This is a genomic window from Streptomyces venezuelae, assembly GCF_008642375.1.
Lineage (GTDB): Bacteria > Actinomycetota > Actinomycetes > Streptomycetales > Streptomycetaceae > Streptomyces > Streptomyces venezuelae_G.
On the sequence record NZ_CP029194.1, the window covers coordinates 4,469,050 to 4,488,650 of the forward strand.

A 19,601-nucleotide genomic window follows, 5' to 3' on the forward strand; every position below is an offset into this window, starting at 1 on the left:
CGTTCACTCCGGCGCCGCCCCTGTGCAGATGTGCGCACATAGCGTCGCCGCCGAAGGATTCCCGACACCATGTCGGCGCAGTGTGCGCCGGAGGAGGACGAAGTGCGCAAACTGCTGCCGCTCCTGAGCACGAACCCCCACGGAGGCGGCCGTTCCGCTCTCACCTGCCGGTTCCGGTGTGGTGACGCATGCTTCCACGAGGTGCCCAACACCAGCGACAACGAGTACGTCGGCGACGTCATAGCCGGTGTGCTCTCCCGCCGTTCGGCGCTCCGTGCCGCCGCCGTCGTGACCGTCGCCTCCGCCGCCGGCGGGGCCGTCGTCCTCGGTGGTGCCCCCGAGGCCGTCGCGCGTCCGGGCAAGCCGGGTTCCGGCAAGGTCGACGGTGCCCGCGGGCTCCGCTTCGCCGCCGTCGCGCCCAACACCGCCGACCGGGTCACCGTCCCCGCCGGCTACGCCCAGAACGTGGTCATCCGCTGGGGCGAGCCCATCCTCCGCGGCACGCCCGCCTTCGACTCCGAGAAGCAGACCGCGAAGGCGCAGGCCGGCCAGTTCGGCTACAACAACGACTTCCTCTCCCTGCTGCCGCTGCGCGGGGAGCACCACCGCCAGGTCCTCGTCGCCAACCACGAGTACACCGACGAGGTGCTCATGTTCCGGGGTTACGACTCCGAGAACCCGACCCGCGAGCAGGTCGAGATCGCCTGGGCCGCGCACGGCCTCTCGGTCGTCGTCGTCCAGGAGGAGCACCGCTCCGGCAAGCTGACGCCCGTCTCCCGCCACTACCTCAACCGGCGGCTCCACACCACCAGCGAGTTCGAGCTGACCGGCCCCGCCGCCGGCAGCGACCTGGTGAAGACCTCCGCCGACCCCGAGGGCCGTATCGTCCTCGGCACGCTCAACAACTGCGCCGGCGGCACCACCCCGTGGGGCACCACCCTCCACGGCGAGGAGAACTTCAACCAGTACTTCGCCTTCGGCAGCTCCGCCACCGACAAGCGCTACGGCGTCGGGACCGGCGCCTCCGAGCGCAAGTGGGAGCGGTTCGACCAGCGCTTCGACCTCCGCCAGGAGCCCAACGAGGTGCACCGTCAGGGCTGGGTCGTCGAGCTCGACCCGTACGACCCCGACTCCACGCCCCGCAAGCGCACCGCGCTCGGCCGCTTCAAGCACGAGGCCGCGCAGCCCCGTCTCACCGAGGACGGCCGTCCCGTCGTCTACATGGGTGACGACGAGCGCTTCGACTACTTCTACAAGTTCGTGTCGAGCAAGCGGATGAAGAAGGGCGGATCGCGGGCCGCCCGTGAGCACAACCTCACGCTTCTCGACGAGGGCACCCTCTACGTCGCCAAGCTGACCGGCGACTCCCCGGCCGCCGAGATCGACGGCACCGGCAAGCTCCCCGACGACGGCGAGTTCGACGGCTCCGGCCAGTGGATCCCGCTCGCCACGGCCGGCGCCGACGGCGCCGTGTCGCACGTGCCCGGCATGACCGCCGACGAGGTCTTCGTCTTCACCCGTCTCGCCGGTGACAAGGTCGGGGCGACGAAGATGGACCGCCCCGAGGACGTCGAGCCCTCGCCCCGCAGCGGCCGTGTGTACGTGGCGCTCACCAACAACTCCAACCGCGGCAAGGGCACCAACCCGGGCGCCGACGAGGCCAACCCGCGCAACCTCAACAAGCACGGGCAGATCCTCGAACTCGCCGAGCACTGGGACGACCCGGCCTCCGACGGGTTCGCCTGGCGGCTCTTCCTCGTCGCCGGTGACCCGAACGACCCCGCCACCTACTTCGCCGGCTTCCCCAAGGAGAAGGTCTCCCCGATCTCCTGCCCGGACAACGTGGCCTTCGACCCGCACGGCAACCTGTGGATCTCCACCGACGGCAACCAGCTCGGCTCGCACGACGGCCTGTTCGGTGTCGCCACCCACGGCGAGCGGCGCGGTGAGCTGAAGCAGTTCCTGACCGTTCCCAAGGGTGCCGAGACCTGCGGGCCGATCATCCAGGACCGCCGCGTCGTCGTCGCCGTGCAGCACCCGGGCGAGCTCGACGGCGCCTCCGTCGAGAACCCGAAGTCGGAGTGGCCCGACGGACCCGGCAAGATCGTCCGCCCGGCGGTCGTCTCCGTCTGGCGTACGGACGGGCGCGACATCGGCGTCTGATCCGGTCATGCCGGGGGTGGGGTGACGGTCTCACTCCACCACCGGTCAGGGCCTGGGGTGGGGTGGCGGTCTCACTCCACCCCCAGGCCCTCCCTGAACCGGGTGAACTGCTCCTCCGGGTCCCCGGTGTACGCCCACGGCACCCACGCAGCCCGCGCGCCCAGCATCCCGAGCAGCTCCCTGGCGATCTCCACCTGGCCCGCGTAACACGCCGCATGCGTGAGGAAGTTGAGGTCCCCGACCTCCTCCGGCGCCACAGGGCGCTCCGGGTCCCTGCCGTCGATCCACCGCGCGTACGTGCGGCGCAGCTCCGTCACCGCCAGCTCGTGCTTCCAGTGCTGGTCGAAGCCCCGCACCGGGCCCCTGCCGAGCGCCCCGTCCGCGATGTACCGGTACTCCTCCACCCTCGCCACCTGGACGAGGACGGGCAGCGGCGAACCGGGCGGCGCCACGCCCGCCGCGTCCCGTGCGAAGTCGTACATGCTCCCGTGCGTGCCGTGCCACCGCGCCGACCAGTAGCGCAGCACCTGGATGTGCCCCTCGGTGTTGTACGGGTCCCGGCGCCGCAACTCGTCGAACCAGTGCCGTAGTTCTCGACGCGTCACCCCGCCCTCGTACAGCCTCGCCACCGACAGCAGCGACACCCACGGCATCGGGTCGGCCGGCGCGGCCTCCGCCGCGCCCCGGCAGGCGTCGACCGCGGCGTCGATCCGGCCCCGCTCGATCGCGGCGCCCCGGCCGGCCGCGATCGCCGCGTCGAAGACCCGCACGACCTCCGTCGCCGCCCGCAGCACGGCCGCGTCCGGGTTGCCGGGCTCGGCCGCGCGCCAGGTCTCGACCGTGGAGCTGCCGGCGGCGGCGTGCGAGAGGAGCCGCAGCCGGTGCGTGCGGCGCGCCCAGTCGTCGCCCGTGGCGGCGAGCAGGTCACGGACCCCCTGCCAGCGGCCGATGACGATGTCGTGCCGCGCCTCCGTGAGCGCGCGGTCGCCGAAGTCCGGGTCGAAGTCGGGCGCGAAGCGCTCCGTCCGCGCCAGGCGCGCCGAGCGCGCGGAGCGGCGGCGTACGACGGCCATGGGGCCTCCTTCGGTTCGGCTGCCGATGGGTGTTGCCGGGTGTTGCTGTCACATCTCGTACGTCATCAGGGGGCGTTCGTCCGGAGATCGGTTCAGAAGTCGGTGGCGTAGCTCTTGTCCCGTGCGCTCCCGCGGGCCTGCGGTGTCGACGGGCCCGCGTCCTTCGTGGCGGCGAGTGCGCGGACGGCGTCCAGGCGGGCCGGGCGGCGGTAGTAGTCGCTGCCCTTGCGCCAGTACACGATCAGCGGGACGACGCCGACGAGCAGTCCGCCGAGGCCGATGGTGAGAGCCGTGGTCGAGAGCTCGCCGAGCGACTCGACGAAGCACCAGAGCATGAAGCCGGAGCCGAGCAGCGGCCACACTCCGCCGAGGAGCAGGTTCCGTACGGAGCGCAGCAGGAGCGACTTGTACGCGACGGCGGCGGCGATGCCCGCGAGGCCGTAGTAGAAGGCGATCTGGAGGCCGATCGCGGAGACGGCGTCGCTGAGGATCCGCTGGACGGAGCCGGCGGCCGCGGCGGCGGCGAACATGAGGAGCGCGGCGCCGCCGACCGCGGCGATCGCGACCCACGGGGTGTTCCAGCGGCGGTGCACGGTGCCGAGCGCGGCGGGCAGGGTGCGGTCGCGGCCCATCGCGAAGAGGGAGCGGGTGACCTGGAGGAGGGTGGTCTCCAGGGTGGCGACGGTCGACAGGACGACGGCCACGACGAGGAGTTTCCCGCCGACGCCCGGCCAGATCTCCTGTCCGAGGACGGCGAGGACGTTGGGTCCCGCCGTGCGGATCTCGTCGGCGGTCAGCAGGACGTTCACGGCGACGGTGAACGCCTCGAAGAGGACGAAGACGAATCCGACGCCGACGAGCGCGGCGAGCCCCGCCGTGCGGCGGCTGTTCCGGGTCTCCTCGCTGAGGTTGCTGGTGACGTCCCAGCCCCAGTAGTAGAAGGCGGCGATGAGGGCGCCGGCCGCGAAGCCCTGGGGTCCGTCGAACTGGCCGAGGCCGAACCAGGACCAGTCGAAGGCGGTCGCGTGCCCGCGGTGCAGGACGGCGGCGAGGACGAAGCCGACGAGGATCAGCATCTCGACGCCCGACATGACGAGTTGGGCCCGCACGGTCAGCCGGGCGCCGCCCAGGACGACGAGCAGCATCATCAGGAACCAGCCGGCGCCGACGGCCGCCGCGAGCGGGGTGTGGTTCGCGAGGTCCGGGTCGATCAGGGAGAGCGTGAGGGCGCCGGCGGGCAGTGAGCCGGCCACCATGAAGACGGTGGCGGCGAAGACGAGCGCCCAGCCGGAGAGGAAGCCGAGGAAGGGGTGGAGGGTGCGGCCCACCCAGGAGTAGCCGGCGCCGGCGTTGACGTCGATGCGGCCGAGGCGGGCGTAGGCGAGGACGATGCCGAGCATCGGTATCGCGCAGTAGAGCAGGGCGGCGGGTCCGGCGAAGCCGACCGCGCCGAAGAGGACGGCGGTGGTCGCGGCGAGCGAATAGGCGGGCGCGCTGCCCGCCACGGCCATCACGATCGTGTCGAACGTGCCGAGGACATTGGGCTGGAGCCCTCTGCTGTGGGGGGTGGTGCGCATGGCGGAGTCCTCGGGGCGCGGGGGGTGAGGCAGGGCGAAGTGGCCCGCCCGCCGGGCCGGTTGCGCGACTCGGCGGGACGCGGGGTGGAGCCTGGGTGGAGCTGCGTGGAGCTGGGTGGGTCTCGGTTGTTCTCGGTCGTTCTCGGTCGATCCGGGTGGATCGTGGGGAGTTGAGGGGATCGCTGTGGACGGCTGTGGAACCTCGGGGGTCTTTGCCGCTCCCCGGATCTCGGGGAATCGAGCGCATCGTAGTCGCCCGGATGGGGTTCGGTAACGGCAGTGGGGAGGGTTCCGCTCCGTGACCGCCGGTAAGTTCTCCCGTACGCCCTCCGGGAGAGGTTTACCGCAGGTCGGGACCGGCGATGGCGCGGGCCGCGCGGACCTCCTGGCGGAGGGGCGCGAGGACTCCGTTCTCGTCGCCGGGGAGTTCGGTGCGGACCTCCACGAGCGTCTTCGACGACCGCAGCCCTTCGGACAGTTCGCGCAGCTCCCGCTCCACCGCGGCGACCTCGGAGGCGTCCGGGGCGGGGGCGCCGTGGTCGACGCGGATCCGGGCCGCGGTCGTCGCGTCGATGATCCGCTCGACGGCGACGACGAGCGGCCACCAGGCGGCGGCCAGAGGGCCCGTGGGCGGCGGTTCGGTCAGTGCGCGCTGGAACTCGGAGCGGACGGTCGACAGGTCCCGGTAGAGCTTCCGCCGGGCCCGGTGCCGCTCGCTCGCGTGGTGCTGCGTGCGGGTGGGGGCGAAGGCGCGCTCCACGTACGCGGCGGTGTCGGCGACCGCGTCCGCGAGGCGGTCGCCGATGCGGGTGTGCCAGGACTCGGGCCAGAGGAGGTAGCCGGCGACCAGGGCGATCGCGCAGCCGATGAGCGAGTCGTAGAGGCGGGGCAGGACGAGGTCGAAGCCCTGCTGGTTGAGGGTGTCGGAGAGCAGCAGGATGACGGGGGTGATGGCCGCGGTCTGGAAGGCGTACCCCTTCGCCGAGAAGGCCGGGATGAGGGCCGCGAGCACCATCATCACGGGCACGTCCCACCACCCCCTCGGGACCTCGGCGAGGACGAGGGCGGCGAGGACGAGGCCGGCGGCGGTGCCGAAGGCGCGGAGCACGGCCCGGGAGAAGACCGAGCCGAAGTCGGGCTTCATGACGAAGGTGACGGTGAGCGCGACCCAGTACGAGCGGGGGACGGCGATCAGCGAGACGAGCGCCTGGGCGAGGCCGATGCAGAGCGCGAGGCGCAGCCCGTACCGCCAGGACGCCTCGGAGAGCATCACGTCACGGGAGGCCCGGCGGACCCGGACGCGGAGCGCGGCGGGGCGGCCGAGGCGGTCGTCGACGTTGTAGGGGTCGGGATCGGCCTTGTGGACGACGGCCGCCGCGTGCCGCAGGGCGTGGTCGACGGCCTTCTCGGCGGGCCGTTCGGGGGCCGGCAGATCGAGTACGGGTGTCCCGGTGCGGCCTTCCTCGACGGCGTCGGCGAGTTCGCGTACGGCGGCGGGGATCGCGGGGGACAGCGGGCCGACGAGCCGGGCGCGGAGGTGGGCGGCGGGGGCGGCTTCGAGGAGGGGGACGAGGACGTTGAGCTGGGAGAGCAGCCGGACCTGGTGGGGTGCGCGGCCGTGCTGGCGGGCGCGGCGGGCGAGGACCAGGTCGTAGGACTGGTTGAGGGAGGCGGTGACGGCCTGGCGTTGCTCGTCGTAGGCGGTGGTGGTCCCGGTGGCCTCGTACAGCTCGGCGACGGCCCGGTAGGTGGCGGCGACGGCGGCGCGCTCGGGGGCGGCGCGGCGCAGGGGCCAGCCGAGGAGGGTGAGGAGGAGGACGAAGAGGCCGCCGAGGCCGAGGAGGAGGGGCGCCTTCCACCAGGGGTCCGGCATGGGGAGGCCCGCGCCGACCACGCAGTTGAGGAGCAGCAGGAGGCCCGACACGGAGGCGACGGCGCCGATCGACGAGATCATCCCGGAGACGAGCGCGACCAGGGTGAGGACGGCGACGGCGAGCCAGCCGTGGCCGAAGACGAGGGTGCCGAGGGTGACGCCGAGGGCGCCGAAGAGCTGCGGCACGGCGATGTTGAAGATCCGCATCCGGTAGGCGTCGGCGGTGTCGCCGATGACTCCGGAGAGGGCGCCCATGGAGACGAGGGCGCCGTAGGCGGGCTGCCCGGCGGCGAGTCCGGCGGCGAGCGGCGCGGAGAGCGCGATGGACGCGCGGACGGCGGCGGCCCAGGGGATGGGGGTGGGTGCGGGCCGGAGCCCGGCCGTGAGCCAGGCGGGCGGGGAGAGCCGTACGGGCCGAGCTGGGCGTGCCATGTCCCCCAACTTACGTCGGGCCGGGCGCGGGACGGGGCCTTGGTGGGGTGGGTGGAGCCGAGTCGGTGGGGCCGGTGCGGTGGGTCTCCGGCTGCGTTGGCGGACGGTGGTGCGGTCTCAGGCCGCGCGGCAGAGCTCGGTGCGGTCGGCCGGGGGTGCGGGGCGGGGGATGCGGGCTGTACGGGGCGTGGCGGCGGTGCGGGTCGTTTCGGCGGTGCGGGTCGGCGCCGTGATCGTGGCCGTCGCCGTCGCCGTGGTCCGCGAGCGGTTCCTCGCGAAGACGACCAGGCGCAGCACCGCGAACCGCGCGGCGCCGGCCAGGGCTGAGGCGGTCAGGTAGACGACCTGTTCGAGCGTCGCGCTCGGCGCCGCCACCAGTTGCTGGAGGAGCAGCATCGCGCCGCAGGTCACCACGTACGCGGCGGCCGCGGAACCGGCCGACTGCGTGTGCTGGCGCCAGGTGGCGCGCCCGCCCGCGCCGAAGGTGAAGCGGGCGTGCAGCTCGGTGGAGAGGAGCGTGGAGGCCACGGCTGTCAGGGCGTTGGCCAGTAACCACGGGATCCATGAGGCGAGGCCCGCCACGGCGAAGCTGGAGGCGACCCCGACTCCGCCGCCGCAGAGGACGAAGCGGGCGAACGCGGTGAAGGCGCCGGGTGTCGCGTCCCGTCGGCTCTGTGCTGTCTCCATGATCCGACCCCGACCCCTCCGCTGGCTCACTCCGCGAAACGCACCCGCCCGCCCGTGGGGAGCGAGGCGCGCATCACCTGTGGCGCCATCATGGCACATGTATGGCGCCATGGCGAGCCATATGTGGCATCGATGGCGCCATTACTGGCGTCAGTGGTGCCATGGGTGGTGTCGGTGGTGCCGGTGGCGCCAGTGGTTCCCGTGGTGCCAGGGCGTGGCGGAGTTCCTCATCCTGGGGTCGGCGGCTGGAGTGACGCACGATTCGTGCTCGACCGCAGCGTGGATGAGGGGGAGCGGCGCGGTCAGTTGCGGTAGGACTCGACCTCCGAGGCCGGGCGGAGGGTGGCCGTGTCCGGGTCCTCGCCGAACTCGCTCTTCGCGCGGCGCTGGCGCAGCAGGTCCCAGCACTGGTCGAGCCTGACCTCCAGGTCCGCGAGGCGGGCGCGCTCCTCCGGGAGGAGGCCGCCCGTGCGCTGCCGCAGCGCGCGTTCCTCCTCGACGAGGGCGCCGATGTCGTCCAGGATCTCCTCGTTGTCCATGCCTTCAGCGTGGCCGATCAGCGCTCTCCGCGCAGGTCGAGATCGGTGAGGACGGCCCGGTGGTCGGAGCCGTCGATGTCGAGGAAACGGATGCTCCGGACGCTGAAGTCCTCGCTGGTCAGGACGTGATCGATCTGGACGAACAGCGGCAGGGGGCCTTCGGCGGGCCAGGTGGGGGTGCGGCTCGCGTGCGTGCGCCGGGCGGCGTCCTGGAGGTGGCCGGCGGCGAGGATCGCGCGGAAGGCGGCGTGGTCCTGGGAGGCGTTGAAGTCCCCGGCCAGGAGCAGCGGCCCGGTGGAGCGCCGGGCGGCCTCGTCCTCGATCCGGCCGAGCTCCTGCTGCCACGGGCCGATCTGCCCCGGCAGCGGCGGCAGCGGGTGGGCGAGTTGGAGGCGTACGGACTTCCCGGCGATCCTCGTCGTGGCGCCCGGCATGCCCATCGCCGCCGGAATGACCTGCTTGTCGGTGAGCGGGTAGGCGCTGAGGAGGACGGAGCCGACGGAGCCCTCGCCGTCGACCGAGGCGTGGTGGGGGAGTTCGGCGGCGAAGGTCGTGGTCAGGGCGCGTCCGCACTTCTGGTCGCACTCGGAGACGAACACCAGCTGGGGGCGCTCGCGCCGGACCGTCTCGATCAGCGCCCCGGTGCCCTGGCCGAACTCGACGTTGGCGGCGAGGACCCGGACCCGGGCCAGCGGCAGCCCGTACGAGGTGACGAGCTGCGGCATGTAGGGCAGGGAGCTCCAGCCGACCGCGACGACGACGAGGACGGCGACGAAGGTGAGCACCCGGCGCCCGGCGACGGCGGCCAGGAGCACGCCGAGTCCGGCGGGCACGGCGAGCCAGGGCAGCAGGGAGAGCAGCTGCGGTACGGGGGTGATCCCGTCCGTGTCGAGGAAGCGGCAGGCACTGATCAGCGCGGGCACGGGCAGGAGCAGCCCGGCGGCCCAGGCGGTGAGGCGGTGCCTGGGCCGCAGGGGCGGCGGTTCGGGGGCCGCAGGGGCGGCGCCGTTCGTCACGGGTTCGGCGATGGCGGCAAGGGCTCGGTCCACGCCCTTCAGTGTCGCAAAGCCTGTGCGATCTCCGCCGTCGTGGCGCCCGAGAGCGTCCGATTGCTGCGTGCCGTACCCGACTTGGAGGCTCCGGGCTCGACGCCGTTGATGTTCAGGACGACCGCGTCGAGCAGATTCCCGCTGTCGTCACGGAAGTTGACCATGATCGTGTAGTCGGCGTTCTGCTCCTTGGGGTTGGTCGCGGTGATCTCGGCGACCGTACGGTCCCCGTCGGCGCTCGTCTCTCCGGCCTTCACGTCGGCGGTGGCGTTCACCCCGTCCTTGACCTCGTTCATCTTCTCCTCTGCCGCCGAGGCGACGGCCGCGGTGGCGGAGGAGACGATGTCGCCGGCCGTGTCCGCGACGGTGTCGCAGCCGGTGACGGTGAGGGCGAGGGCGGTCGTGGCGGCGAGGGCGAGCGCGACTCCGCCGGATCGCGTCGATGTCCTCGATGCCTTCGGTGCCTTCGATCTCGTGGATCCCGTGGATCCCGTGGATCTCGTGGGGCGTCCGGTGCGGCTCATGGGCGGCCGCCTCAGAACTTCTCGTCCGTGCCGTAGGCCTCGTCCGTGGCCAGCGCCCAGATCACGAAGATCGAGATGGCCATGGAGAAGAGCGCCCACCACGGCTGGTACGGCAGGAAGAGGAACTGGAAGAGGACGTTGAGGGAGGCCAGTGCGATACCGGCGATCCGTCCCCACTCGGCGCCCTTGAGGATGCCGTAGCCGGCGATGGCGAGGACGACGCCGAGGATCAGGTGGATCCAGCCCCAGGTGGTGAGGTTGAACTTGAAGACGTAGTCGCCGACGCGGGTGTAGATGTCGTCCTCGGCGATCCCGGCGATGCCCTGGAAGACGTCCATGAATCCGGTGACCAGCATGAGGACACCGGCGAACAGGGTGCCGCCGGAGGCCCAGGCGCCGGAGGTGCTCGGCTTGCGGGGTGCGGTGTTCTGGCTCATGACCCCATCGTGGGAGCGTTCGTACGATTCCGAACTTTCAGCTGAGCCGAACGAGTGAGCGGAGGTAGGAGTCGAGTACGGAGTCGAACTCCTCGGGCTGTTCCAGGTTGGGCAGGTGCGCGGCCCGTTCGATCACGGCGAGCGTGGAGTGGGGCAGCAGCGCGTGCATCTCCTCCGCGTCCTCGACGGGCGTGTACGTGTCGTCCCGGCCGACCACGACGAGCGCCGGGACGGCGACGGTGGTGAGCGACTCGAGGTAGTCGGGCCGCTCGGCCCGGCCGCGCAGCGCGGCGGCGGCACCTGCGGGGTCGGTCGCGCACATCATGCGGTGGACGTGCGGGGCGGCATGGGTGTTGTACGGGGCGACCATCCGGTCCAGGACCTCGTCGGCGTACCCGCGCATCCCCTCCCTGAGCAGCCGGTCGGCCATGGCGTTCCGCGCGGCCTTGCCCTCCTCGGTCTCGGCGGCGGGGAAGGTGTCGGCGAGGACGAGGCCCCGGACGCGCCCGGGGTGGCGGCGGTGGAGCTCCATGGCGATCTGGCCGCCCATGGAGAGGCCGGCGACGACGGCCTCCTCGATCCCCAGGTCGTCGAGGAGGTCGACGAGGTCCTCGGCGAAGTCGCCGAGGCCGGTGATCTCGGTCGAGGCCGTCGCGCCGAGCGGGGTGATGCCGTAGCCGCGCAGGTCGGGGGCGATCACCCGGTGCGTGAGCGAGAAGCGGTCGATCTGGGGCTGCCACATGGTGTGGTCGAAGGGGTGGCCGTGGACGAGGAGGAGCGCGGGGCCGCTGCCCCGGTCCTCGAAGTAGAGCCGGGTGGCGAGGTTGTCGGTGAAGCGCATGACGGCAGGCTAGGCAGCGGCGATTGCTCGGTGCAATGAGATCTTTGCTCTCGGTGCAATGAAGGGGGTTCGGGGTGGAGGAGTACCGGAGGATCGCGGACCGGGTCGAGGCGGCCGTACGGGACGGGCGGCTGACGCCCGGTGACCGGCTGCCGCCGCAGCGGGTGTTCGACCGCCGCCACCGGATCGCGAACTCGACGGCCATCCGGGTCTACGGCGAGCTGGCACGCCGGGGCCTGGTGGTCGGGGAGGTCGGGCGCGGCACCTTCGTACGGGCCGCGCCGCCGCTGCCGGGGCCCGCGCTCGCCGAGGCGACCGGGACGGCCCCCGTCGACCTCCAGCTCAACTACCCGGTCGTGGAGGGGCAGTCGGAGCTGATGGCCCGCGCGCTCGCGGCGCTCGCCCGGCCCGACGTGCTGGCCGAGGCCGTCTCGGGTCCGGCCGCCGCGACGGGGACGCCGGAGGCCCGGGAGGCGGCGGTGTCCGTCCTCGCCAGGCCCGGCTGGGCGCCGGACCCCGAGAGCGTCCTCTTCGCGGGGAACGGCCGCCAGGCCATCGCCGCCGCGCTCGCCGCGCTCGTCCCGCCCGGTGGCCGGCTGGGCGTCGAGGCACTGACGTATCCGCTGGTCAAGGCGGTGGCCGAACGGCTCGGCATACAGCTGGTGCCGCTCGCTCTCGACGGCGACGGCGATGGCGACGGCGGCGGCGGGGGCCACAGGGACAGCGAGGGGCGCGGGGGTGGGATACGGCCGGAGGCGCTCGCGGCGGCCCACCGGGCCACGCCGCTGGCCGCGGTCTACCTCCAGCCGACCCTGCACAATCCGCTCGCCACGACCATGAGCGGGCCCCGGCGGGCCGAACTGGCCGAGCTGCTGCGCAGCCTGGACCTGACGGCGGTCGAGGACACGACCTGGGCGTTCCTCGCACCGGGCGCCGGACCGGGTGTCGCGCCCCCGCCGCTCGCCGCCTTCGCCCCCGAGCGGGTCCTGCTCGTGGACAGCCTCTCCAAGCGGCTCGCCCCCGGGCTGACCGTCGGCTATCTCGTGGTCCCCGGGCGGCTGCGTCCGGCGGTGGCGGAGGCGCTGCGGTCCGGAGCCTGGACGGCGGGCGGTCTCGCGCTCGCGGCGGCCACCCGCTGGGCCGGGGACGGCACGGTCGCCGAGGCCGTCGCCGCCAAGCGTGCGGACACGGCGGCCCGGCACGCCCTGGTCCGGCGGCGGTTCGACGGGTACGCGGTCCGGACCTCCCCGCACGCCTACTACTGCTGGTGGGAGCTGCCCGCGCCCTGGCGGGCGGAGACCTTCACCGCGGCGGCCGCCGCGCGCGCGGGCGTCGCGGTCACGCCCGGGAGCGCCTTCGCGGTCGGCCGGGGCTCGGCCCCGGACGCGATCCGGGTGGGTCTCGCGTCACCGCCCCACGCGGTCCTGGACGGGGCGCTGGCCCGGCTCGCGGCGCTGGCCGCCGAAGGCGCGTGAGAGCGGGTGCCTTCCGCGCGCCTTCCTTGCCTCCGTTATTCAGGACATGTAGAGTCCTGAATCATGAGGATGAGCGAAGGCGTGGAATGGGCACTGCACAGCTGCCTGAACCTGGCCTGGATCGGGCCGGAGCGGGCGGTCACCGCCGCGCGCCTCGCGGCCTATCACGAGCTGCCGGCCCCGTACCTCACCAAGCAGCTCCAGGCGCTCGCCCGGGCCGGGATCGTCACCTCGGTCTCCGGGCCGAAGGGCGGCTTCCGGCTGGCGCGCGGCCTGGACCGGATCACGCTCATGGACGTCGTCGCCGCCGTCGAAGGCCCTGAAGAGGCCTTCCGCTGTGCCGAGATCCGGCAGCAGGGGCCGGGGGCGGGGCCGCCCGGGTCGTACGCCGCCGAATGCGCCATCGCCGGTGCCATGGGGCGGGCCGAACTGGCCTGGCGGCGCGAGCTCATGGCCCAGACCCTGGACGACGTCCGTGAGCGGGCGGAGCTCCAGGCGCCGGCCGCGCCCGACCGGATCCGTCACTGGTTCGCCAACGTCTGACGCGACCCGTATCCACAACGACCGCCCTCCCTCCGGGGAGGGCGTGTGAAGAGGGTGATTCTGGATGTTAGATATCCAGATTGAAAAACATGGGACCGGCGGCATCACGCACCGGCCCTCCGGGCGGCCCGCCGTCGCCGCCGTCACGCTCGGCATCTTCACCGTCATGACCGCCGAACTCCTGCCGGTCGGACTGCTCACCCCGGCCGCCGCCGACCTGTCCGTCAGCGAGGGCACCGCCGCCCTCATGGTGACCGTGCCCGGCCTCGTCGCCGCCGTCGCCGCGCCCCTCGTCACGGTCCGCGCGGCCGACGCCGACCGCCGGACGCTCCTCGTCGCGCTCATGCTCCTCGCCGCCGCCGCCAACCTCGTGTCGGCGGTCGCGGGCCACCTCGCGGTCGTCCTCGCCGCCCGCGTCCTCCTCGGCCTCGCCATCGGCGGGTTCTGGGCGCTCGCCGGCGGCCTCGCGCCCCGGCTCGTGGCCCCCGCCGCCGTGGGACGGGCCACCGCCGTGGTCTTCGGCGGGGTCTCGGCCGCCTCGGTGCTCGGCGTCCCCGTCGCCACCGTCGTCGCCGAACGGATCGGCTGGCGCTGGGCGTTCGCCGCCACCGGGCTGCTCTCCCTGCTCGCCGCGGCGGCCCTCCTGGCCCTGCTGCCCCGCCTCCCGGGACGGGGCGCGGGAATGCCGGAGTCCCGCGCCACGGGGCTCGCCGAGCTCGCCGCGCTGCCCCGGCGCAACCGCCGCGTCCGGGCCGGGCTGCAGCTCACCCTCGCCCTCGTGACCGGCCACTTCCTCGCGTACTCCTTCGTCCGCCCGCTGCTCACCGGCCACGCCCGGGTCCCCGAGGCGCTCCTCGGCGCCCTGCTCATCGGCTACGGCCTCGCGGGCGTCGCGGGGAACTTCCTCACCGGCTCCCGCGCGGCCCGCTCCCCCCGCCGCACGCTCGCGGTCATCGCCGCCGCGCTCGGCACCGTCCTCCTCCTCTTCCTCCTTCTCGCCACCACGGCTCCGGCCGCCGGCGCCGGGCTGCTGCTCCTGTGGGGGCTCGCCTACGGCGGGCTCTCGGTCGCGCTCCAGTCCTGGTTCATGGCCGCCGCCCCCGACGACGCCGAGGCCGCCACCGGCCTCAACGTCAGCGTCTTCTGCCTCGCCATCGCCCTCGGCGCCCTCCTCGGCGGGCTGCTGGCCGACGCGTACGACCTCACCGCGGTGCTCCTCGTCGGCGCCGCGCTCTCCCTGGCCGCCGTCCCGGTGGCCGCCCTCTCCGGAAGGAACCACCACTCATGAGCGCCCACACCTCCGACCAGCGCGTCATCACCAACCCCGGCACGCTCCACGACCCCACCCCCTTCGGCTACAGCCACGCCGTCTCCGCGCCGGGCGAGCTCGTCTTCATCGGCGGCCAGTACGCCTCCGACGCCACCGGAGCCCCCGTCCCCGGGGACTTCGCCGCCCAGGTCGAGCTCTCCCTCACCAACCTGCGGCTCGCCCTGGAGGGCGTCGGCCTCGGCCTCGGCCACGTCGTCCGCCTCGGCTCGTACATCGTCGAGCACGACCTCGCCAAGCTGGAGGTCCTCGGCAAGGCCCTGCACGCGCACTTCGGCGAGCGGCTGCCCGCGCAGACCCTCAGCGGGGTCGCGGCGCTCGCCCTGCCGGGCATGCTCTTCGAGATCGACGCCGTGGCGGTGCGGCCGGCCGGCTGATCCACTTGCGGGGCGCCGGGCGCGGGTGTGCCCTGGAGGGTGCGGGACCCAGGGGGCAGAGCCTGGGGGCGAGACGAAGGAGCTCAAGCCATGGCCGCACACGCAGCGGTACCGGCCCGGCGCCGGGCGAGCAGCACCAGCCGCGGGATGCCCGCCTGGGCCATGCCCGTCGCGCTCGGCGTGATCTACGGTTTCTACGCGGCGTTCATCCAGAAGTCCGGCGCCCCGGTCACCTGGGGGCTGTTCTGGCTCGGACTGGTCTCGGCGGTCGTGCTCGGCGGGGCGGTGTACGCGATCCACCGCTACGGCCGCTCGCTGCCCCGCGAGCTCCACGCGGCGGCCTGGGGCGGCCTCGCGGGCATCGCGATCGGCTTCCTCTACAGCCTGTCCGACGTGAGCATCCTGTCGGCGACGATCCTCGGCCTGATCGTCGGGGCGGGCGTCACCGCCGGTGCCTTCTACCTCTACTACACCCACGAGGACGCCGAGGGCCGCCCGGCACCGTACTGACGTCCCGAACCGGAGCCCGAAACGGTCCGGCGCCGGTAGTACGAGGCCGCGACGGCGGCGACCAGCAGCGGCCAGGCCGCCAGGGGCGCGTAGCAGACGATCAGCAGGGCCTCCTGTGCCGGGGAGGCGGGGACGCCGGGTCCGAGATCCGCGTACGAGGCGTACGCGCCCCACGCGGCGATCGCGCACAGCCCCGCCACCCCGGCGAAGGCGGCGCCCGTCGCGGCGGCCGGGTTCACCCGGCGCCCGCCGAGGAAGGGCATCCACCGGGGGAAGACCTCGCCCCAGGAGCGGACGAGCCCCAGGGTGAGGAAGGCCAGCAGCTCGGAGACGACGCTGAGGGAGACGACGTACGCGGACCCCCAGAAGCCCATCGCGCCGAGCTCGGCGTCCTGTGTGACCGGGAGCCCCGCGACGAGCGCGAGGCGCCACAGCCCGGACGGGAGGGTGACGAGGGGGACGGCATGGGCGGCGAGGACGGCCCAACGGGGCACCTCGGGCAGGGCCTTGATCTTCAGCATGCGTCCAGCGTCCCGCCGGGGCCGGTGCGGGGCGTCGCCCCCGGGGACCGTCCGCCTCCGCCGGGCGGCGGAGGCGGCGTCATCCCCCGTCGGCAGGGAGGACCGGTCGCGCGCAGGCCGTGCCGGCGGGCGCGCAGGCCGTGCCGGCGGGCGCGCAGGCCGTGCCGGCGGGCGCGCAAGCCGTGCCGGCGGGTGCGCCGGGTGCGCCGGGAGGGCGGTGGCCGCCCTTCCGGCGGTTCTTCAGTTGCTGGATCCCTGACTGTCGCTCGTGGTCTCCTTCTTGTCGAGCGGACGGATCGTGATCTTGATCGCCATTCTTCCCTCCCCGGGCTCGCTTCTGGCGCTAGCATGCCAACGTCGTGACAGTAGCGCGTGTGATCAAGAGTGTCTCGGCGTACGGGAGTTGACCATGGGGCGGAATGTCAGTGCCGTGCTCGGCGGTCTGGCGCTGCCGCGTGTCAAACCCGAGCACCGCCCGTACCGGACGGCCGACGGCCATGTGCGCATAGGCAGCGTGATCCACGGCCTCGGCGCCGAGATAGAGGACACCGACGGCTGGGTCTGGACGCTGGTCAGGGCCCTGGACGGGACCCGTGACCCCGGCCGGATCGCCGCCGCCGTCGCCGCCGCGCACCCGGCCCCCGACGAGGACGACGTCCTCCGTGCCATCGCCGACCTGCGCGAGGCCGGATTCCTGGAGGACGCCGCCGCGGGCGTTCCCGAGGAACTCACCGAGCGGGACAGGATCCGGTACGGGCGCGGGGTCCCGCTGCTGCGCTGGATGGACACCTCGTCCCGGACCGACAGCTGGGACGCACAACGCACCCTGTCCCGCGCCCGGGTCCTGCTGATCGGACTCGGCGGCGCCGGAGGCGTCGCGGCCCAGGGGCTCGTGGCCTCCGGGGTGGGGTTCCTGCACTGCGTCGACCCGGACGTCGTCGAACTCTCCAACCTCAACCGCCAGGTCCTGTACCGCGAGAGGGACATCGGCCGGCCCAAGGTGGAGGCGGCCCTGGAGTCGCTCCGGGCGCTGAACTCCGACGTCGTGGTGACCGGCGAGGACGCCGAGGTCCGGGGCCCCGAGGACCTCGCGCGGCTGCTCGGTACCGCGACCGCGACCGGTACCGGGACCGGGGCGGCGGCGGGCGGCAGGCGGTACGACCTCCTGGTGCTGTGCGCCGACCAGCCGGCCGCCCTGCGCTCCTGGGTCAACCGGGCCTGCCTGGAGGCGGACACGCCGTGGACGGACGGCGGGTACCGCGGCCCCCTCGTCACGACCAGCGTGTACGCGCCCGGCAGGAGCGGCTGCCTGGAGTGCCACAGGGCCACCCAGGCCGACTCCCGCGACCTCAGGCTCCCGGCCGGCGAGGACGAGGCGACGGTCTCGCCCCGGATGCCCTGGAGCCCGGTGAACGCCGTCACGGCGTCCCTGGCCGGTGCCCTCTTCGTGTACGCGGCGATCGCGGCGCTCACCGGCGTGCCCGCGCTCCCCGCCGGATTCCGCCTCGAACTCAACCTGGTGCGGCCGGGCGAGCCGGGGTTCGAGCCGGTCCTCCGGCGAGCCGACTGCCCCGCCTGCGGTGGGGCGTGAGGTGGCGGGAGGAGAGACGCCGGGAGAAGAGGCGGAGGGAGGGCCGGACGAGGACGTCGCGACCGTCCCCGTCGGGCCGGTCCCCGTCGGGCCGGTCCCCGTCGGGCCGGCCTCCCGGGTGCTGCTCCATCCGCTGAGCAGGCGGGCGGACGGAGCCGAGTGGATCGTGGGCCGCGGCGAGACCCGTGTCTTCGTGGCCCTTCCCTCCCAGGGCGTGGAGGCGCTCGACCTCCTGGAGCAGGGAGCGAGCGTCGCCTCCGTACAGGCGCGACTGCTGGCGGCGACGGGAGAGGAACCCGACATCGCGGAGTTCGTGCGGGACCTCCTCGCGCTCGACTTCGTGGCCGAGGTCGACGGACGGAGGATCTCGTCCGGCCCGGTGGTTCCCGAGAGCCTCCCGGGGCTTCGGCGGCGGCATGTCGCCTTCCTGCTGAACCCCTGGGTCCCTCTGGTCCCCGCGCTGCTGGTCGCCGCCGCCGCGGTGCTGCTCCTCCTGCGCCCCGGGCTCGTCCCGACCTACCGGGACCTGGTGTGGAGCCCGTACGGAACCCTCGTCGTCTTGGGCGGGGCGGTGGTCGGCTGGTCGATCGTCCTCCTGCACGAGCTCGCGCACCTCGCCGTGGCGAGGGCCGCGGGCGTCCCCGGCAGGATCAGCTTCGGCACCCGGCTCCAGTTCCTCGTCCTGCAGACCGACATCAGCGGGATCGAGCTCGCTCCGCGCCGCCACCGTCTCACCGCCTATCTCGCCGGCATCGGGGTCAATCTCTCCGTCGCGTCCTCGGCGGTCCTGCTGCTCGGCCTCACCGCTCCGGGCACGACGGCGCACCGTCTGCTCGCGGCGACGGTCCTGTGGGCGGCGCTGCCCCTCACCTTCCAGCTCATGGTCTTCATGCGGACCGACGTGTACTTCGTCCTCCAGGACCTCACCGGCTGCCGCGACCTCTACGGGGACGGCGGGGCCTACGCCCGGCACCTGGTCCGAAGGCTGCGGCGCAGGGAGTCGGCGGCCGAGGACCCGAGCCGCGCGCTGCCCGCCGCCGAGCGGCGCGCGGTGCGGCTCTACAGCTTCGTGCTGGTGACCGGAACGGCGCTGTGCCTGGCCGGGTTCGCCGCCCTGACCCTCCCGGCGGAGGTCCGCCTGGTGAGCGAGGCCGCTGCCCGGCTCGCCTCGCCGGGCTCCGCGCTCGACGTGTCCGACGCCGTCCTGACCCTTGCCGCCATCGCTGCCGTCCACATCATCTGGCTCGTCACCCGGTGGAAGCACCGCCGGGCCCGGCGGGCCCGTGCGCACAGGAGGAGATCTGCACATGCGTGAGCTGTTCGAAGACGCCGACGGGGTACGGATCGGGCAGGACGCCTACCAGTCCGACTTCAACGAGCGTTTCTGGCGCATCGGCCCGGAGGGGTTCTGGAAGCTGGAGCGGATGCAGTCCTACGACGAGGGCGACTTCCCGAGCTGGCTGGCCTTCCGCCGCGGTGACTGGGACGCGTCGCTGCGGCTGATCGAGGAGTCGCGGCCGGAGTACGCGGACTACTACGGGAAGATCGCCGAGGCGGGGTTCCGGCTCCGGCGGGTGCGGATCGTCGAGCGGCCCCTCGACCCGTACATCCAGTGGGAGCTGAACATCCTGCACGTCAAGAACGGGTACGGGGAGGACGTCGCCGTCCTCGACGCGGAGCGGGTCGCCCCGTACGAGGGGCAGGGGCTGCTTCCCGAGCTGTGCGTGCTGGGGGACGAGGCCGTGTACATCGTCGAGTACACGCCGGAGGGCGTACCCGACGGGGCCCTGGTGTTCACCCGGCCCGACGTCGTGGCGAAGGCCCGCGCCTTCGTGCGCGAGTTGTACACGGCGGGGGAGGAGCTGGGCAGCTACTTCCCGCGGGAGATCGCCGGCCTGGAGCCGCCCAGGGCCGCCGCGGAGTGAGAGGCCCAGCGGCCGGGCCTGCGAGGCCCGCACCCCGTCTCCGCGCCCGGACACCACCGCGGTGACGCCGGCGGGCGCGGAAGGACCGGCTCCGCGCCCTGGCGATACCGCGCCGGGCGACGGAGACTGGGGGAAGC

19 protein-coding genes are annotated in these 19,601 nt (G+C 73.6%); 9 read left to right on the plus strand and 10 right to left on the minus strand.

Going from position 1 to position 19,601, the window contains the following annotated elements; all coding sequences use genetic code 11:
• Positions 1-102 precede the first annotated feature (102 nt).
• Positions 103-2,163, plus strand: a complete 2,061-nt coding sequence (locus DEJ46_RS20425; RefSeq protein WP_150268437.1) for a PhoX family protein — start codon at positions 103-105, stop codon at positions 2,161-2,163.
• 71 nt (positions 2,164-2,234) lie between these two features.
• On the opposite strand, the gene DEJ46_RS20430 is transcribed toward DEJ46_RS20425, so the two are convergent.
• The 9 genes from DEJ46_RS20430 to DEJ46_RS20470 form a co-directional block, all read right to left on the minus strand.
• Entirely contained in the window at positions 2,235-3,236 is a 1,002-nt protein-coding gene (locus DEJ46_RS20430) for a hypothetical protein (RefSeq protein ID WP_150268439.1), read from the minus strand.
• A 92-nt stretch (positions 3,237-3,328) separates the two neighbouring features.
• Positions 3,329-4,813 (minus strand): APC family permease, encoded by a 1,485-nt coding sequence (locus DEJ46_RS20435; RefSeq protein WP_150268441.1) that lies wholly within the window; start codon positions 4,811-4,813, stop codon positions 3,329-3,331.
• A gap of 340 nt (positions 4,814-5,153) precedes the next feature.
• Positions 5,154-7,118, minus strand: a complete 1,965-nt coding sequence (locus tag DEJ46_RS20440) for an FUSC family protein (protein ID WP_150268443.1) — start codon at positions 7,116-7,118, stop codon at positions 5,154-5,156.
• Between the two features lie 117 nt (positions 7,119-7,235).
• Positions 7,236-7,805 (minus strand): GtrA family protein, encoded by a 570-nt coding sequence (locus DEJ46_RS20445; RefSeq protein WP_150268445.1) that lies wholly within the window; start codon positions 7,803-7,805, stop codon positions 7,236-7,238.
• Positions 7,806-8,107: 302 nt separating this feature from the next.
• Entirely contained in the window at positions 8,108-8,344 is a 237-nt protein-coding gene (locus DEJ46_RS20450; RefSeq protein ID WP_150268447.1) for a DUF2630 family protein, read from the minus strand.
• A gap of 17 nt (positions 8,345-8,361) precedes the next feature.
• Positions 8,362-9,393: an endonuclease/exonuclease/phosphatase family protein gene (locus DEJ46_RS20455; protein WP_150268449.1), complete on the minus strand. Its 1,032-nt coding sequence runs from the start codon at positions 9,391-9,393 to the stop codon at positions 8,362-8,364.
• A gap of 5 nt (positions 9,394-9,398) precedes the next feature.
• The gene (locus DEJ46_RS20460; RefSeq protein WP_223834848.1) at positions 9,399-9,917 is read right to left on the minus strand and encodes a hypothetical protein; all 519 of its coding nucleotides are present in this window, start codon (positions 9,915-9,917) and stop codon (positions 9,399-9,401) included.
• 11 nt (positions 9,918-9,928) lie between these two features.
• Positions 9,929-10,354 carry a hypothetical protein gene (locus tag DEJ46_RS20465; RefSeq protein ID WP_150268451.1) on the minus strand — a complete coding sequence of 142 codons (426 nt, stop codon included), beginning with the start codon at positions 10,352-10,354 and terminating at the stop codon, positions 9,929-9,931.
• A 37-nt stretch (positions 10,355-10,391) separates the two neighbouring features.
• Positions 10,392-11,195 (minus strand): alpha/beta fold hydrolase, encoded by an 804-nt coding sequence (locus DEJ46_RS20470; protein WP_150268453.1) that lies wholly within the window; start codon positions 11,193-11,195, stop codon positions 10,392-10,394.
• 74 nt (positions 11,196-11,269) lie between these two features.
• Here DEJ46_RS20470 and DEJ46_RS20475 point away from each other — a divergent pair, with 74 nt between their 5' ends.
• The 5 genes from DEJ46_RS20475 (at position 11,270) to DEJ46_RS20495 (ending at position 15,427) form a co-directional block, all read left to right on the plus strand.
• Positions 11,270-12,670, plus strand: coding sequence for a PLP-dependent aminotransferase family protein (locus tag DEJ46_RS20475; protein ID WP_150268455.1), 1,401 nt, complete (start codon positions 11,270-11,272; stop codon positions 12,668-12,670).
• 69 nt (positions 12,671-12,739) lie between these two features.
• Positions 12,740-13,213, plus strand: coding sequence for an RrF2 family transcriptional regulator (locus tag DEJ46_RS20480; protein ID WP_150274597.1), 474 nt, complete (start codon positions 12,740-12,742; stop codon positions 13,211-13,213).
• A gap of 64 nt (positions 13,214-13,277) precedes the next feature.
• The gene (locus tag DEJ46_RS20485) at positions 13,278-14,501 is read left to right on the plus strand and encodes an MFS transporter (protein ID WP_150268457.1); all 1,224 of its coding nucleotides are present in this window, start codon (positions 13,278-13,280) and stop codon (positions 14,499-14,501) included.
• Positions 14,498-14,917 carry a RidA family protein gene (locus tag DEJ46_RS20490; protein ID WP_150268459.1) on the plus strand — a complete coding sequence of 140 codons (420 nt, stop codon included), beginning with the start codon at positions 14,498-14,500 and terminating at the stop codon, positions 14,915-14,917. The genes DEJ46_RS20485 and DEJ46_RS20490 overlap by 4 nt, the downstream gene beginning before the upstream one ends.
• A 90-nt stretch (positions 14,918-15,007) precedes the next feature.
• Positions 15,008-15,427, plus strand: coding sequence for a hypothetical protein (locus tag DEJ46_RS20495; protein ID WP_150268461.1), 420 nt, complete (start codon positions 15,008-15,010; stop codon positions 15,425-15,427).
• On the opposite strand, the gene DEJ46_RS20500 is transcribed toward DEJ46_RS20495, so the two are convergent.
• Positions 15,385-15,948 (minus strand): hypothetical protein, encoded by a 564-nt coding sequence (locus DEJ46_RS20500; protein ID WP_190622777.1) that lies wholly within the window; start codon positions 15,946-15,948, stop codon positions 15,385-15,387. The two genes, DEJ46_RS20495 and DEJ46_RS20500, sit on opposite strands and share 43 nt — an antisense overlap.
• Positions 15,949-16,357: 409 nt before the next feature.
• Here DEJ46_RS20500 and DEJ46_RS20505 point away from each other — a divergent pair, with 409 nt between their 5' ends.
• From DEJ46_RS20505 to DEJ46_RS20515, 3 genes are read left to right on the plus strand one after another with little or no spacing between them, the layout of a single operon-like run.
• Positions 16,358-17,539 (plus strand): ThiF family adenylyltransferase, encoded by a 1,182-nt coding sequence (locus DEJ46_RS20505; RefSeq protein WP_150268463.1) that lies wholly within the window; start codon positions 16,358-16,360, stop codon positions 17,537-17,539.
• Between the two features lies 1 nt (position 17,540).
• Positions 17,541-18,854, plus strand: a complete 1,314-nt coding sequence (locus tag DEJ46_RS20510; RefSeq protein ID WP_223834850.1) for a hypothetical protein — start codon at positions 17,541-17,543, stop codon at positions 18,852-18,854.
• Positions 18,847-19,464, plus strand: a complete 618-nt coding sequence (locus DEJ46_RS20515; protein ID WP_150268465.1) for a DUF6879 family protein — start codon at positions 18,847-18,849, stop codon at positions 19,462-19,464. Before DEJ46_RS20510 ends, DEJ46_RS20515 begins: the two co-directional genes overlap by 8 nt.
• Positions 19,465-19,601 lie beyond the last annotated feature (137 nt).

Excerpts from the sequence above, each read along its gene's own strand:
- DEJ46_RS20430 (WP_150268439.1), bottom strand. The coding sequence starts at position 3,236 with ATGGCCGTCGTACGCCGCCGCTCCGCGCGCTCGGCGCGCCTGGCGCGG.
- DEJ46_RS20435 (WP_150268441.1), bottom strand. The coding sequence starts at position 4,813 with ATGCGCACCACCCCCCACAGCAGAGGGCTCCAGCCCAATGTCCTCGGC.
- DEJ46_RS20440 (WP_150268443.1), bottom strand. The coding sequence starts at position 7,118 with ATGGCACGCCCAGCTCGGCCCGTACGGCTCTCCCCGCCCGCCTGGCTC.
- DEJ46_RS20445 (WP_150268445.1), bottom strand. The coding sequence starts at position 7,805 with ATGGAGACAGCACAGAGCCGACGGGACGCGACACCCGGCGCCTTCACC.
- DEJ46_RS20450 (WP_150268447.1), bottom strand. The coding sequence starts at position 8,344 with ATGGACAACGAGGAGATCCTGGACGACATCGGCGCCCTCGTCGAGGAG.
- DEJ46_RS20460 (WP_223834848.1), bottom strand. The coding sequence starts at position 9,917 with ATGAGCCGCACCGGACGCCCCACGAGATCCACGGGATCCACGGGATCC.
- DEJ46_RS20465 (WP_150268451.1), bottom strand. The coding sequence starts at position 10,354 with ATGAGCCAGAACACCGCACCCCGCAAGCCGAGCACCTCCGGCGCCTGG.
- DEJ46_RS20470 (WP_150268453.1), bottom strand. The coding sequence starts at position 11,195 with ATGCGCTTCACCGACAACCTCGCCACCCGGCTCTACTTCGAGGACCGG.
- DEJ46_RS20480 (WP_150274597.1), top strand. The coding sequence starts at position 12,740 with ATGAGCGAAGGCGTGGAATGGGCACTGCACAGCTGCCTGAACCTGGCC.
- DEJ46_RS20485 (WP_150268457.1), top strand. The coding sequence starts at position 13,278 with ATGTTAGATATCCAGATTGAAAAACATGGGACCGGCGGCATCACGCAC.
- DEJ46_RS20490 (WP_150268459.1), top strand. The coding sequence starts at position 14,498 with ATGAGCGCCCACACCTCCGACCAGCGCGTCATCACCAACCCCGGCACG.
- DEJ46_RS20495 (WP_150268461.1), top strand. The coding sequence starts at position 15,008 with ATGGCCGCACACGCAGCGGTACCGGCCCGGCGCCGGGCGAGCAGCACC.
- DEJ46_RS20500 (WP_190622777.1), bottom strand. The coding sequence starts at position 15,948 with ATGCTGAAGATCAAGGCCCTGCCCGAGGTGCCCCGTTGGGCCGTCCTC.
- DEJ46_RS20505 (WP_150268463.1), top strand. The coding sequence starts at position 16,358 with ATGGGGCGGAATGTCAGTGCCGTGCTCGGCGGTCTGGCGCTGCCGCGT.
- DEJ46_RS20515 (WP_150268465.1), top strand. The coding sequence starts at position 18,847 with ATGCGTGAGCTGTTCGAAGACGCCGACGGGGTACGGATCGGGCAGGAC.